Raw genomic sequence first — 14,180 nt, 5'->3', positions numbered from 1 at the left:
GCCTTGTCTGGGAGGAACGGGATACTGATCGCTCGTCTGAAGGGGATCTCCTGCGATGGTATACACCTTGGACCTCCCGGACGATATGCGCTAACATCCAAGTGCTTGCTCTGGCGGGTTTCTTCTGCCGGGGCGCTTAAGGGAGTTTTTGCGTGCAACTAGGGTGCGATCAGATAGCGGGGATCCGGCTTTTCCACGGGTTCGACGCGGAGGAGTTGGACCGGGTGGTCCGGCGCCTGGAGGTCTGCGAGTTCGGCTCGGGGGTGGTGATGCTCGAGCGCAACCAGCCGGCCCGGGAACTCTTCGTCATCCTGGAAGGGCGGGTCAGGGTGGAGCTCAACCCCGGGGGAGGGCAGGTCCTGAACCTCACCGAGCTCGGACCGGGGAGCATCATCGGCGAGCGCGCCATCTTGACCGACGAGCGGCGCTCGGCGGACGTGCGCGCCATTTCGGCGGTGCGCGCCGCGCGGCTCACCCGCTCCGATTTCGAGGAGCTCCTGCGCGAGATCCCCAAGCTCTACGCCAACATAAGCCGTATCTTCGCCCGTCAGCTGGGGAGCTGGGCGCACCGCCACCAGCGCGAGGAAAACGAGCACCGCGAGGTGATCACCAACATCATCGGCTGGCAGCTGCTGCCTGAGTTCGGCACCTTCCCCGGCAACTCGCCCTGGGTGCGCACCCTGAACCAGCGCCTCGAGCGGCTGGGCGCGAACCGCTGCCACGTCCTGATCCAGGGGGAGCCGGGGACCTGGAAGGACCTGGCGGCGCGCCTCATCCACTACCACAGCGAGATCCCCTGCCCGGTGCTCTTTCTGGACTGCGCCTCCCCGCCTCCGCTTTTGGGGCAGGAAAACGGCGCGGCGAGCCCGGTCCCCGAGGCGGGCCACCTGGCGCTTGCCCAGGACGCCGCGCTCTTCGGCACCGTCTCCGAGGAGGGGGAGCGAGCGCGCCGGGTGCGCCGCGGCATGCTGGAGCTTGCGGCAGGGGGGGACATCATCCTGCGCAACGTGGACTGCCTGGCGCCGGAGGTGCAAAAGGCGCTGGTCGACTACATGGAGAGCGGCCAGTTCAGCCGCCGGGGCGAGTCGCGGCTGCGCAGTTCTGAGGTCCGCATCATCGCGACCAGCGGCAAACCACTGGAGCCGCTGGTCGAGGCCGGGAAGTTCCTCGCCCCCTTCTGCCAGCGCCTAAGCGGCGAGACCCTGAACATGATGCCGCTTCGGGAGCGCAAGAAGGACATCCCGGTGGTGGCGCGGGGGCTCTTGAAGACCCTCAATGCGAAACACCACAAAAAGGTGCACCGCTTCTCCCAGGACGCCATGAACCTCCTGGTGGACCACGACTGGCCCCTAAACGGTACCGAGCTCTACCAGGTGGTAAGCCGCGCCGTGGTGGTCTGCGACGATGAGGTGATCCTTCCCGAGCACATCTCCTTGCAGGGACAGCTCTTCGGCGGCGGGCGCTTCAACCTCTTGTCCGTGGCCGGGCTCGAGCAGGTGGCCCGCAAGGGGGAGTACCCGCGCAAGCTGCGCTGGACCACGGTCCCCCTGTTTCTCCTGGTCATCGTCTACCTCTTTTTGGGGCCTCCGCTGGACAACCCGGCGAACCTGGCCGCCTGGACCCTGGGGTGGCCGGCGCTCCTTTTGACCGCCTTCCTGCTGGCGCGCGGCTGGTGCAGCTACTGCCCCATGGAGGCGATCGGCGAGTACCTCGGGGTGAAGACTCGGGTGGTGCACGAGCCGAGCCGCTGGCTCAAGCGCTGGGGGCCGGTACTGAGCTTCGCGGGACTGGTGCTCATCCTCCTCCTGGAGCAGGGGACCGGGATGTTCACCCGCGCCTTCGCCACCGGTCTTCTCTTGAGCGCTATGCTGGCGGCGACGGTGCTTGCCGATCTCATCATCGGGCGGCGCGGCTGGTGCAAGTTCCTCTGCCCGCTCGGGCGCATCGTGGGGCTCGTCTCGCGCATCTCGATCCTGGAGATGCACAGTAACCACAACGTCTGCCACTCGCGCTGCCGGGTCGACGACTGCATCAAGGAGAAGGGGTGCCCCATGGGGCTGCACCCCTCCGCCCTGGACACCTCGGACCACTGCATCCTCTGCCTGGACTGCGTGCGCAACTGCCCGCACCACTCGATGCAGCTCGACCTGCGCCACCCGGCCTGGGGTATCCGGGCCAAGGCGAAGCGGGGCTTTGCCGAGGCGCTCTTCTCGGTGACCCTGGTCGGGGTCGTGCTGGCGGCGAAGCTCACCCCGATCTGCGCCGGGCGCCGGCCGGAGTTCTTCCCGCACACGCTGTGGGGTGCCCGCGAGTACCTCTACGCCCTGGCGATCCTCACCGTGGTGGCGGGGCTTGCCCTTTTGGCCTCGGCCGGCAGGGGGAAGAACCGCTGGCAGCAGGTCTTCACGGCGAGCGGGATCACCTACCTCCCGGTGGCCGCCATCGGGCTCTTTTTGATCTACTTCCGCCCCCTGGTGGAAGGCGGTGCACGGCTGGTCCCCCTTTCGCTTGCCGCGCTCGGCCTGGACGGTCTGTTCGACGCGTCCCGCCTTACCCCGGACCTTGGGACCCTGCGGCTTTTCATCTATCCGCTGATCCTGGTCGGCTGGCGCATCTCCTGGGTGGAACTCGGGCGCCTGCAGCAGCAGGAGGGGCTGAGCGGCCGCGGGTTGTTCTGCCACCGGCTGCTGGTGACGGCGGTGACCGCCCTCTTTGTGGCGACCCTGTAAAACCCGTCCCGGCGGCAACAAAAAAACCCCTGTCCAAAGGCAGGGGTTTTTGTTTTTTATCCTGATATGTAGGTCGAGCCTGTCACGGCTTATTTACGTCCCGATCCCTTGCACATGCTGCAGGGAACCTCGATCTCCTCGTAACCTGTCTGGCGGGATTTCGTGAGGACTTTGCCTTTGCCGTGGCATTTCGCGCAGAGCGTGGTGTACATGTTGTTACCTCCGTTTTCGTCCTTTCTTCCACCTCCTCATTCTAGCAAACCGGCGTAACAGAATCTATAGTGATTTTTGAATATATAGCTGGGTCCGGATGCTTAGCCTGGGGCTGTCTCGTCAGTTCCGAGAGGGAGGCGGATCCGAGCGTCAGCTAAAGGTCAGGGAGAGGTGCGTGGGGCCTGTTCCTCGCGCGCTTTCTGGAAATCGTCCATGTTCCAGGTCTGCTGGCAGACGATGCAGCAGACTTGGCCGGATGCCTTGCGGATGGCGGCCTGCGAAGAGAGGTGCAGAGACATGCTTTTTCCCTTCGGAGTGGTGATGAACATGTTGGTCAGTTCACTGTTCCCACAGATCGGGCAAAAATACTTCTTCTTCATGGCTCCACTCTCCCTTACTGGCAGTGTCAGTGGTTGTGAGTCGGACTTAGGGCGCCACACTATCGGAGGTTAAATATAATCTAATAGTCTAAGGAGATCAAGTATTTTAATATTATTGCATATCTCGCATATAGTGTATACGTAAACTGCTGATTTCGCGTGACAACACCAGCAGGCGGCTGTGCCGGGTACCGGTGCTCACTGATTCTGGGGATGAAAGAATTTCACCGACAAGGCGGCGCATATCTGTTGATTATACTGCGTGTTTACAATTGTCCACTGTCAGGTGTGGTAAGCCGTTAATCGGGGAATCTGCGGTTCGTGAAGGAATCAGTGCGACAGGGGTGAGCTGGGGTGCGGCTGTGGCGGAGGGGCAGGGGAGGGCGAAGGTGCCGCTGCCGCTTGAGGACGGGAAGAGGTTACCGAGGTTTAGCCGCGGGTCAAGTGGACCGGGCGGGGGAGCTGCTGCAACTGGATTAGGCGAGCTCCGCCTACCGGGCATGGAGCTCCTGCCACTCTTTCTCGAGTTTGGCGGGCTCGGTGGTGATGCGCTTGAGCAGCCGGAAGAGCAGCTCCTCGGCGCGCTCGTCGATCTGGACGAACTCCACGCCGACCATCGAGAAGAAGGCGTGCACCACCCGCACCTCCATCGTCAATACGGCGTCTTCTGCGTCGAGCTGGATGCCCAGGGTGGCACAGTCGTCTTCGGGGATCATAATGCACTCGTGGGAGCTCAAAAGGGCTCCGCGCATGGAGATGTTCTCCAACCGGATGTGGTAGCTGACCCCCTGGTGGCGCAGCTCGCCCGGTGCTGCGAATTTGATCCGGTGGAACCGCCGGTGCTCCATGGTTTGCCTCCCTAGGTCCGAGTGATAGACGGCACTGGCACTCATCGACAGCGCGCCGGACAAACTGAAGCACTTTTGCCCGTGCTTCGCTTACCGGCAGCAATGCCGACCTCGAGAGGCGATGGGCGAGGGGCGCTGCCGCGGCGAGCTCCACTAACTAGGTGCTCGCTGATCCTCCCGGCTTTTCCTGTCCTCAGGCCGCGCCCGCCTCCCCGCGAACCGCGGCCGGCCGCTTCCGGTAGAGCCGAGCGAGCTGCTCCCGCTTCCCCCGGGAAGCAGAGGGATGGTGCGCGGCGCTCCACGTCTACGCTTCTCGGCCCGCGGCAGCTGCTTTTACGGTTGACTTCAAACCTCAACTATTGTATTAAATAGCGTTTCGAGGGTCCGGCGTCTGCCTCAGCGGCAGGCGCTGCAGGGCATTCCGATGCAATTACACGAGAAAAAAAAGAGGGCCGGAAGTTGATGGAAAATAAGATCAGAGTGTTTAGTGGCAATTCCAATCCGGTTCTGGCAGAAAAGATCTGCGGCTTCCTGCAGGTTCCTCTCGGTAAGGCAAAGGTGAAGACCTTCTCCGACGGCGAGATCATGGTGGAAATCGGCGAGAACGTGCGCGGCCGCGACATCTACGTGGTGCAGGCAACCTGCGCGCCGACCAACAACCACCTGATGGAGTTGCTCATCATGATCGACGCGCTGAAACGCGCCTCGGCAGCGACCATCACCGCAGTCATGCCCTACTACGGCTACGCCCGCCAGGACCGCAAGGCCGCACCGCGCACCCCGATCAGCTCGAAACTGGTCGCCGACCTGATCACCACCGCCGGCGCCGACCGCGTGGTGACCGTCGACCTGCATGCCGGCCAGATCCAGGGCTTCTTCAACATCCCGGTGGACAACCTCTACGCCGCTCCGGTCCTTTTGGCCCACCTGAAGACCCGCTTCGCCGACAGCCTGGAGAACCTGGTCATGGTCACCCCGGATGCCGGCGGTACCGAGCGCGCCCGCGCCTTCGCGAAGAGGCTCGGCTGCTCGCTGGCCGTGATCGACAAACGCCGCTCCGGCCCCAACGTCGCCGAGGTGATGCACCTCATCGGTGACGTGAAAGGGAAGTCGGCGATCATCCTGGACGACATGATCGACACCGCCGGGACCCTGACCCAGGCCGCCCAGGCCCTCAAGGACCACGGTGCCGCCAACGTGTACGCCTGTGCGACCCACGGCGTCCTCTCCGGCCCGGCCATCGACCGGATCAACAACTCGGTCATCGAAAAGGTGGTCATCACCGACACCATCCCGCTGGGCGACAGGGCCGAGGCGACCGAGAAGATCCGGGTCCTCTCGGTTGCCGAACTGCTGGGTGAGGCGATCCGCCGCATCCACGAGGACGAGTCGGTCAGCTCCCTTTTCGTATAACAATTTCTAGCGACAAGCTTCATCTACATAGTGAATCGCACCTATCAAAGTTGACATCGGAGGATGTATGAGTAAGCAGGTATTGAACGTTGAACTGAGAGAACAAACCGGTAAAGGGATCTGCCGCCGCCTGAGGGCAGCCGGCCGCGTTCCGGCCGTTGTCTACGGCAAGGGTATCGAGCCCGTCGCTGTTTCCTTGAACGAGAAAGAGCTTACCGAAGCCATCGCCGGCGTAGGTGGCCGTAACCACATCCTGACCATCAACGGCGCTGGCGAGCTGAACGGCTCCAACGTCATCGTGTCCGACCTGCTCGTCGATTCCCTGAAAGGGAACCCGCGCCACGTCGACCTGCACAGGGTCAACCTGGCAGACAAGGTGAAGGTTCACGTTCAGCTGCGTCTCACCGGTACCTCCGCAGGCGTGAAGGCCGGCGGTTTCCTCGATTTCGCCCTGCACGAGGTGGAAGTCGAGTGTCTGCCGGTGCACATCCCCGAGGCCATCAAGGTCGACGTGACCGAACTGCTGGTCGGCCAGACCCTGCACGTTTCCGACGTGGCTGCTCCGGTTGGCACCGTCATCCTCAACGACCAGAACGCGCCGGTGGTCAGCATCCTGGGCCGCAAAGGTGGCGAGGCTGAGGAAGCCGCGGTCTAATCAGGTAGCTCATGGCAGCAAAACTTATCGTAGGGCTCGGCAACCCCGGGCCACAGTACTCATGGACCCGCCACAACGCGGGTTTCATGGTTTTAGACCGTCTTTCCCGCCAGACCGGTATCTCCGTCACCAAGAAAGCCTTCTCCGGGCTTTCTGGCGACGGGAACTGGGCGGGGGAGCGGGTGATCCTCCTCAAGCCGCAGACCTTCATGAACCTCTCCGGGCGCTCGGTGGCCGAGGCGCTCCGCTTCTACAAGCTCACCCCTGCCGATCTCATTGTCATTCACGACGATCTCGACATCCCGTACGGGAGCGTCCGGCTCAAGCTGGGCGGCGGTCACGGCGGGCACAACGGCCTACGCTCCATCGATCAGGAGTTGGGGAATAAGGAGTACCTTCGGGTGCGCATGGGGATCGGCCGGCCGGTGCACGGCGACGTCTCCAACTACGTCCTGTCCAACTTCTTCAAGGAGGAGACGGATTCGCTCCTGAACGTCTTGGACGGGGTGATCGACGCCATGGAGATGCTTCTCAGGGAGGGGCTTCCCAAGGCGATGAGTATTCATCACAGTAAGAAGCTCAATTGACGACGAGAGGCAATTGATAGTTGACAATTGGCAATTGACAACGAAAGCCTGAGGCACTGCTTATGAGTATTGCGGCAGTATCTTTGGAGTATGCAACTTACATGTTCACAACCACTCCATTGCATGTAACTATTGGCGATTGGAGTTTCACGCATTGTCAATTGTCCATCGTCAATTGTCAATTGAGGTAAATTATGGGTTTCAACTGCGGCATCGTCGGTCTTCCCAACGTCGGCAAGTCCACCATCTTCAACGCGCTCACCTCGGCCGGTGCCGAGTCCGCCAACTACCCGTTCTGCACCATCGATCCCAACGTCGGGATCGTCTCGGTGCCGGACCCGCGCATGGATAAGCTCGCCGAGATCGTACATCCCGAGCGCATCCTCCCCACCACCATCGAGTTTCTGGACATCGCGGGGCTGGTGAAGGGTGCGAGCCAGGGCGAGGGTCTGGGGAACAAGTTCCTCGGGCACATCCGCTCGGTAGATGCCATCCTGCACGTGGTGCGCTGCTTCGAGAATGAGAACGTGGTGCACGTAAGCGGCAGCGTCTCCCCGGTGCGCGACATCGAGGTGATCCAGACCGAACTTGCCCTGGCCGACCTCGACACGGTCGAGAAACGTCTGCAGCGCACCGAGAAACAGGCCAGAAGCGGCGACAAGAAGGCCAAGGAGGACGTAGAGTTCTGCCTCAAGGTTAAGGCGACCCTGGAGAAAGGGCTCTCGCCCCGGGACCTGGCCGAGAACGAGGACGAGCGGCTGATCCTGCGCGACATGCACCTTATGACCGCAAAGCCGGTGCTCTACGTCGCCAACGTGGCCGAGGACGACCTGGACGGGAAGCACCCGTATGTCGAGGAAGTGCGCCAGTTGGCGACCCGCGAGGGTAACGGCGTGGTCTTTATCTGCGGCTCCATCGAAGCCGAGATCTCGGAGCTCGAGGGGGAGGAGAAGCAGGCCTTCCTGCAGGAGATGGGGCTTGCCGAGTCCGGCCTGGACCGCCTGATCCGCTCCGGCTACGAGCTTTTGGGCCTCATCACCTACTTCACCGCAGGCGTGAAGGAAGTGCGCGCCTGGACCATCACCAAGGGGACCAAGGCCCCCGGTGCGGCCGGCGTGATCCACTCCGACTTCGAGAAGGGGTTTATCCGCGCCGAGGTCATCGCCTACGAGGACTACATCGCAGCAGGCGGCGAATCGGGTGCCAAGGAAAAGGGGCTGATGCGCCTGGAAGGGAAAGAGTACGTGGTGCAGGACGGCGACGTCATGCACTTCAGGTTCAATGTGTAGAAGCTAAGTTCTAAGTTCTAAGTTAGGGGCTGGGGATCAGGGGCACGGGGGGCAAGGGTTGGAAGGCCAACTTCCCCTCGCCCTCTGGGAGAAGGTAAGGTGAGGGGGGCGGCAGCTCTGACATTTTGGCCGCCAACTTGAGAATCAACCCTGCTTTTCGCCGCCCGTGCTGTTTTTCCTTGTCAACTTGCAGCATCTGTAGTAAAAAACGTGGTTCCACCAGAACGGCATAGCCTGCCGTATCTCCTTGCTCCGGGCCGGACCCGGGGCTCAATAACCGTGAGGAGGCATTACCATGAGGATGTACGAGACGATCTACATCGTCCAGCCGGACCTCGGTGACGAAGAGCTGAAAGGGCTCTCCACCAAGGTTCAGGAAATCATCGCCAGCATGAACGGCGATTTCAAGAGGCTCGAGGACTGGGGCGTCAGGAAGCTGGCTTACCCGATCAACAAGAACCCCCGTGGCCGTTACTTCTACCTCCGCTTCGACGGCGACTCCGCACTGATCGCCGAACTGGAGCGCCGTCTGCGTCTGGACGACAAGGTCATCCGTTACCAGAGCGTCAAGCTGGAAACCGAAGTCGTGGCACCCGCCGCCGCTCCGGTGAAGGCTGCCGAGGAAGGGACCGAGGAAGCCGCTGAGGCGACCGCAGAAGTGACCGCGGCTCCGGCCGAAACTACTACGGAGGGATAAGCAATGGCTGACGAAAGAGCACCCCAGGGCAGGCCGACCAGCGGCCCCCGCAAAAAACGCCCGTTTCAGCGCCGCAAAGTCTGCCGCTTCTGCGCAGACAAGCAGGTGAGCATCGATTACAAAGATCCCCGCACTCTGCGTTACTTCGTGTCCGAGCGCGGCAAGATCATTCCGCGCCGCATCTCGGGTAACTGCTCCAAGCACCAGAGGGAGATTACCGAGGCGATCAAGCGCGCCAGGAACATCGCGCTGCTCCCCATCGCGGGCAGCCACGCAAGCGCCTAGTCTGTGTCGCTCGCTGGCAACCCTGTGTTGCAGGGGCGGATTCTGGACGTCATCAAGGGGAGCGTCGCTTCGGCGGCGCTCTTTCTTGCGTTTCTGCTGCTCCCGATCGTCGGCCTGATCCCTGGCAGCTTCGCTGCCGCTCCCGGGATCTACTACGCCCTGAAGCAGGGGCGCTGGGTCGGGCTCTCGATCGTGGTGGCCAGTTCGCTGCTCCTTGCGGCGGTGGCCGATCCGGCCTCGACGGTGATCTACCTTTTGCAGGCCGGCATCATGGCCGTGGCACTCTCAGAATTCCTGATCCGGATCAGGGGGGGCGCCCGCTCCATCGTCTATGCCGTCGCCATAAACCTGTGCTGCATCGCCATCGCAGCCGGGCTGTACGGATACCTGACCGGTTCCGACCTGCACGCCAAGGTGGTCCGGGGGGTGGAAACGAGCATCAGCCAGACGGCCAAGATGTACGAGAAGGCCGGCGTGGCTGGGCAGGAACTCAAGGCGCTCAACGAGTCGATGCACCAGGCCGGGACGCTCATCGTCAGGGTCTACCCGGCGCTGGTTACCGTGGCGCTCGGCATGATCGCCATGGCGAACCTGGTGCTGGTCTCCAAGGTGGCGGCGCGCAACAGGCTGCCGGTCTACCTGGGGGCCTTCAGAAAGTACAAAAACCCGGAGCCGCTCATCTGGCTTTTGATCGTGGCCGGCTTTGCGATGCTCGTCGAGCAGACCCAGGTACACCTGGCCGCGCTCAACGTGCTGATCGTGCTGGGCACCCTCTACCTCGTGCAGGGGTGCGCGGTACTGAGCCACCTGTTCGCCAGCTACAAGGCTCCGGTCTTTATCCGTCTAATCGTCGTCCTGCTCCTGATCTTCCAGCCCTTCATGGCGCTGGCGGTGGCGGCGCTGGGCATTTTCGATCTCTGGGGCGATTTCCGGGCCCCAAAAAACCCGCAAAACCTGTAAAAACATCAGGCTAGGAGGCATTACATGAAGGTCATTCTGCAGGAAAACGTTGAGAATCTGGGCCACATCGGCGACGTCGTAAAGGTTGCTCCGGGCTACGCCAGGAACTACCTGCTCCCCAAAGGGTTCGCCATCGAGGCCACCGAGAAGAACGCCAAGGCTCTGGCTCACGCCAAAAAGCACCTGGAGTACAAGAAAAACCGCGTCCTCGAGGCAGCCAAGGCTGTAGCAACCAAGATTGAAGCTATCACCCTGACCCTCGCCCACCAGTCCGGTGCTGACGACAAGCTCTTCGGTGCCGTCACCAACATGGAACTGGCTGAGCAGCTCAAGGCACAGGGCGTCGAAATCGATCGTAAGCGCATCGTGCTGGCCGAGCCGATCAAGCAGCTGGGCGAGTACGCCGCTGCCGTGAAGCTCCACCCGGAAGTCACCGCAAACCTGAAGGTTGTAGTGACCAAGGCCTAACAGCCGGTCTCCAAGTAGTGAAAAGGGTCGTCTCCCTCGGGATGCGGCCCTTTTTTTGTTACCATTTCCGTACCTACCGGACACCAGGCTGAACCTGCAGGGAGGAGCTATGGACATCAGGAAGTACTCCAAAGAGGAGATCGCCCAGTGCCAGATCGAGACGGCACTGGAACTTTTCTTCGTTAAGGGGGACCTCTTTTCGGCTATCACGCTGGCCGGTGCCGCGGAAGAGATCCTCGTGCAGCTGAACGCCGTGAAGAGCGGGCGCCAGGGGCTGGCGGAGAAGGTGGTTTCCCTCTTCGAGATCCTGCGGCCGGCCCGCAAGAAGACTGAAGGCGGCGACGACCCCGCACGTTTCGAGGCCGAGACCGTGGTCCACATGGATGCCCGGCACGAAGCGGTGTTCCTGTTGGGTCGCGCCATCGAGGAGTACGTGACGCTCACCGGAAAACCCACCACGCTCATGCTCAAGTTCTTGAGCGAGGCGGCGGTGCGCGGCTAGCTGCAAACTGGCCTGCGCTTGGTGTGCTGGTGTGCCGTCCGGAAACATTCCAGAAACAGTGATACGACAAAGAGAGCGGCGTCTGCCATCGAGGGCAGACGCCGTTTTTTTGCGCTTTCGGGTAGGTGATCCACCTGGGTCCCCTCTCCCCTTGCGGGAGAGGGATAGGGTGAGGGTGAGGGTGAGGGGGAAGGCGCCACGTCAGCGCAGATGGCAGCTTCACCCACCCCCCGACTCCCTCCCGTCAAGGGAGGGGGGATGTGGTTCCGAAATGACCTTTATTCCAGGGGGATGCTGGGTAGTTTCGGGAATCGGGAACACTGAGCTTGCAGAGCAGTCGCGCCACGGTATATTGTACTGGCACATTAGAGCCGGTGAATCTTTCCGGTCTCGGAAACCAGGTAGTGAGGCAGAGGGGGAAGGTTATGAACAAGAAACTGGGCGTACTTTTTATCCACGGCATGGGAGAGACGCAGGACGACTTTGCGCACGACGCGATCCACCACCTGCGCGAGCGGCTTTCCGGGCTCGGTTTCGACCGCGACGATGTCGCCTACGAGGTGGTGTACTGGGCTCCGGTGCTCTCGCCGCGGGAAAACCAGCTCTGGGTCGACCTCTCCGCGCAGAACGACCTGAACTGGGCCAAGTTGCGCAAGTTCTTCATCAACGGCTTCGGTAACACGACGGGGTACCAGCAGGGACAGTGCAGCCGCAACAACGTGTACGCCAGGATCCATTCCCTGGTGCATCAGGCGCTTATGTCGCTGCGGGGCAAGTTGGGAGGTGAAGACCGGCCGCTGGTGGTACTGGCCCATTCCTTGGGCTCGGTCTTCGTCTCCGATTACATCTGGGACCGCCAGCACGGTAAGGAGGCCGAGCGCTACGGCGGCTCCGCCTTCGAGCGGATGGAGACCCTCTCCGGGCTGATAACCCTGGGAAGCAGCATTCCGCTCTTCACCCTGGCCCACGACCCGGTCGCCTGCATCACCTTCCCGCCGGCCGGGCTCCCCCAGAACCTGCGCAAGCGGGCCAAGTGGCTCAACTTCTACGATGCCGACGACGTCCTGGCCTGGCCCCTCAAGCCGCTCAGCATGAACTATGCGGAGACGGTAAGCGAAGACATCGAGGTGAGCGCCGGGAACCTGCTCACCGCCTGGAACCCCGCCAACCATGCCGCCTACTGGACCGACGAGGCCGTGATCAAGCCCGCCGCCCACCTGCTCTCCTCGCTCCTCGAAGAGTGTCAGGTCGCGCAATTGGGGAGACCTGCAGAAGCGGGGAGGGAGGAGCAGCTGGCGGGCCGGGTCGGCTGACCCCGAGCGTAGCTGCGGCAAGGGATACAGAAAAGGCGCCTGCACGGGCGCCTTTTCTGTTCCAAGCGAAAAGCCGGATCAAGCAGCGCTGAGCGCTCCCGATCCGGCTTTTTCTTTTCTGTATCGGTTGTAGTGCCTGCCGCGATCTCCCATCTCAGGAATACCATCAGCATCAACCACCACGTCGTCAATCGCTAATCGTCAATCGCTTCTAGCTTTCCCTGCACTTCTGCCCCGCCATTTTCCCCATCTCCTTCATCTTGGCGAGCATCGGGTGGTCATCGGTGCCGTCGAAGCTGAAGTGGGTCGGCATGCCGGAGCCTGCAAAATCGAACTTGTTGCCGTGGTCCTTCATCATCAGCATGAAGGCCGAGAGCATGTACTTGCGCTTGAACCCTTCCTCGAGGTCGATGATCTCCTGCATCTTGTTGCCGTAGAAGCGCATGTAGCAGGTCCCCAGCGCCTGGGTGATCTCATCCATGGTCATCTCGTAGGGCTCGATGATCGGGGTCACCAGGTTGTACTGCGAGTAGTCCCAGACCCGGATGCGGTCCTTCATCTCCGCGTGGATCGGGGTGAAGGGCATCGGGGTCACCACCGGGAAGACCGCGATGTCGGGGTTCAGGTACTGGGCCGAGGCGATGGTGTTTTCGATCGACTCCCAGGTCTCGTTGGGGAAGCCGATCATGAAGGATGCCTCGGTGATGATGCCGGCCTCGCGGCAGAGATCGAGCGCCTGCTTGTTCTGCTCAAAGCTGGTCCCCTTGTTGAGGCTGTTCAGGGTGTCCTTGTCGGCACTCTCGGCACCGATGTAGATGTGGATGATCCCCGCCTCGCGGTATTTGTGCAGGATGTCCTCGTCGCGGATGATGTCCTCGACGCGGGTCTCGATCAGCAGGTGCACCCCGAGGTCCGCCTCGATGACCAGGTCGAGGAACTTCTCCCAGCGGGCGCGGTGCTTGGTCGGGTAGGCGTCGATCAGGGTGAAGAACTTGACGCCGTAGGTCTCGATCAGCATCTTCATCTCTTCGATGACGGGCTCAGGCTTGCGGCAGCGCCAGTCCTCGTTCCAGAACATGCGCTGGCTGCAGAAGGCGCACTGCATGTCGCAGCCGCGCGAGGTGAGGATGGAGGCCATGGTGCCGCAGGGCTCCACCTGGTACTGGTAATCCGCCCAGTCCAAAAGGTGCCAGGCCGGCTTCAGCTCGTCGAGGTTTTCGATGTGCGGCTGCTTGGGGTTCACCTTGACCTCGCCCTCCTGCTTGAAGGCGATCCCCTTGGTCTGCTTCATGGCAGGGGTGCCCTCGGGAAGAGCGGTGAGGAGTTGCTGGAGGGTGCGCTCCATCTCCCCGACCAGGATGTAGTCGACGTTGCTCTCGGCAGGCTCGAAGATCTCCCGGTACATGAAGGTCGGGTGCGGACCGCCCAAAAGGGTCGTGATGGCGGGGTTGATCTCCTTGGCGATGTCGAGGATCTTCAGCGAATCCGGTATGGTCGCGGTGCTGATTGCGCCGGTCACCGGCAGGTAATCGAGCGTCATCACGAAGTCCGGCTGGTAACGCACGATCTCTTCCCTTATGTCATCGAACGACTTGTTCTTGTTCATGGCATCGTAGATACGTGCTTCGTGCCCGGTCTCCAGGGCTACGCCGGCGAGATAGGCCATGTGCAGCGGCGGCCAGTTGCCGACTACCTGGACCCCCCAGCAGTGATACGGTGCCGTGACAAAAAGAATCTTGCTCATTCGATGTTCTCCTTAATGGATTTGGTCTGCCGCACCGGAAGGCCGCCACCGGGAAAACCGGTGCCGAGATGAGCCGGCGTTTTACCTCGCGCCGCTG

General features: G+C 61.9%; 14 protein-coding genes. 11 read left to right on the top strand and 3 right to left on the bottom strand.

The window, feature by feature from the left end; genetic code table 11:
- The first annotated feature begins 152 nt into the window (after positions 1-152).
- Positions 153-2,729, top strand: coding sequence for a sigma 54-interacting transcriptional regulator (locus GMST_RS17250; RefSeq protein ID WP_183355942.1), 2,577 nt, complete (start codon positions 153-155; stop codon positions 2,727-2,729).
- Positions 2,730-3,103: 374 nt separating this feature from the next.
- On the opposite strand, the gene GMST_RS17245 is transcribed toward GMST_RS17250, so the two are convergent.
- Positions 3,104-3,322, bottom strand: a complete 219-nt coding sequence (locus GMST_RS17245) for a hypothetical protein (RefSeq protein WP_183355941.1) — start codon at positions 3,320-3,322, stop codon at positions 3,104-3,106.
- Between the two features lie 491 nt (positions 3,323-3,813).
- Entirely contained in the window at positions 3,814-4,170 is a 357-nt protein-coding gene (locus GMST_RS17240) for a PilZ domain-containing protein (protein WP_183355940.1), read from the bottom strand.
- A gap of 462 nt (positions 4,171-4,632) precedes the next feature.
- Between GMST_RS17240 and GMST_RS17235 the strand changes: the two genes are divergently transcribed.
- The 10 genes from GMST_RS17235 to GMST_RS17190 all read left to right on the top strand — a co-directional run bounded on the left by GMST_RS17235 (position 4,633) and on the right by GMST_RS17190 (position 12,339).
- Positions 4,633-5,583, top strand: a complete 951-nt coding sequence (locus GMST_RS17235; protein ID WP_183355939.1) for a ribose-phosphate pyrophosphokinase — start codon at positions 4,633-4,635, stop codon at positions 5,581-5,583.
- Between the two features lie 67 nt (positions 5,584-5,650).
- Positions 5,651-6,238: a 50S ribosomal protein L25 gene (locus GMST_RS17230; RefSeq protein ID WP_183355938.1), complete on the top strand. Its 588-nt coding sequence runs from the start codon at positions 5,651-5,653 to the stop codon at positions 6,236-6,238.
- Between the two features lie 11 nt (positions 6,239-6,249).
- Positions 6,250-6,825, top strand: a complete 576-nt coding sequence (pth, locus tag GMST_RS17225; protein ID WP_183355937.1) for an aminoacyl-tRNA hydrolase — start codon at positions 6,250-6,252, stop codon at positions 6,823-6,825.
- A gap of 194 nt (positions 6,826-7,019) precedes the next feature.
- The gene (ychF, locus tag GMST_RS17220) at positions 7,020-8,114 is read left to right on the top strand and encodes a redox-regulated ATPase YchF (RefSeq protein ID WP_183355936.1); all 1,095 of its coding nucleotides are present in this window, start codon (positions 7,020-7,022) and stop codon (positions 8,112-8,114) included.
- Between the two features lie 295 nt (positions 8,115-8,409).
- Positions 8,410-8,811: a 30S ribosomal protein S6 gene (gene rpsF, locus GMST_RS17215; protein ID WP_183355935.1), complete on the top strand. Its 402-nt coding sequence runs from the start codon at positions 8,410-8,412 to the stop codon at positions 8,809-8,811.
- Positions 8,812-8,814: 3 nt separating this feature from the next.
- On the top strand, positions 8,815-9,096 hold the full coding sequence (gene rpsR / locus GMST_RS17210; RefSeq protein WP_183355934.1) for a 30S ribosomal protein S18: 282 nt from the start codon (positions 8,815-8,817) through the stop codon (positions 9,094-9,096).
- Between the two features lie 24 nt (positions 9,097-9,120).
- On the top strand, positions 9,121-10,056 hold the full coding sequence (locus GMST_RS17205; RefSeq protein ID WP_246399831.1) for a YybS family protein: 936 nt from the start codon (positions 9,121-9,123) through the stop codon (positions 10,054-10,056).
- Positions 10,057-10,080: 24 nt separating this feature from the next.
- The gene (gene rplI, locus GMST_RS17200) at positions 10,081-10,524 is read left to right on the top strand and encodes a 50S ribosomal protein L9 (RefSeq protein WP_183355932.1); all 444 of its coding nucleotides are present in this window, start codon (positions 10,081-10,083) and stop codon (positions 10,522-10,524) included.
- 109 nt (positions 10,525-10,633) lie between these two features.
- A complete protein-coding gene (locus tag GMST_RS17195; RefSeq protein ID WP_183355931.1) occupies positions 10,634-11,026 on the top strand; it encodes a hypothetical protein in 393 nt (130 codons plus the stop codon).
- A gap of 425 nt (positions 11,027-11,451) precedes the next feature.
- Positions 11,452-12,339 carry a hypothetical protein gene (locus tag GMST_RS17190; RefSeq protein WP_183355930.1) on the top strand — a complete coding sequence of 296 codons (888 nt, stop codon included), beginning with the start codon at positions 11,452-11,454 and terminating at the stop codon, positions 12,337-12,339.
- Positions 12,340-12,550: 211 nt separating this feature from the next.
- Here GMST_RS17190 and GMST_RS17185 read toward each other — a convergent pair whose 3' ends face one another.
- The gene (locus tag GMST_RS17185) at positions 12,551-14,083 is read right to left on the bottom strand and encodes a B12-binding domain-containing radical SAM protein (RefSeq protein WP_183355929.1); all 1,533 of its coding nucleotides are present in this window, start codon (positions 14,081-14,083) and stop codon (positions 12,551-12,553) included.
- Positions 14,084-14,180 lie beyond the last annotated feature (97 nt).

The organism is Geomonas silvestris (genome assembly GCF_014193515.1).
GTDB classification, from domain to species: Bacteria; Desulfobacterota; Desulfuromonadia; order Geobacterales; family Geobacteraceae; genus Geomonas; species Geomonas silvestris.
The sequence above is the reverse complement of the archived record's forward strand: the minus strand, read 5'-3'. Positions and strand labels throughout refer to the sequence as shown.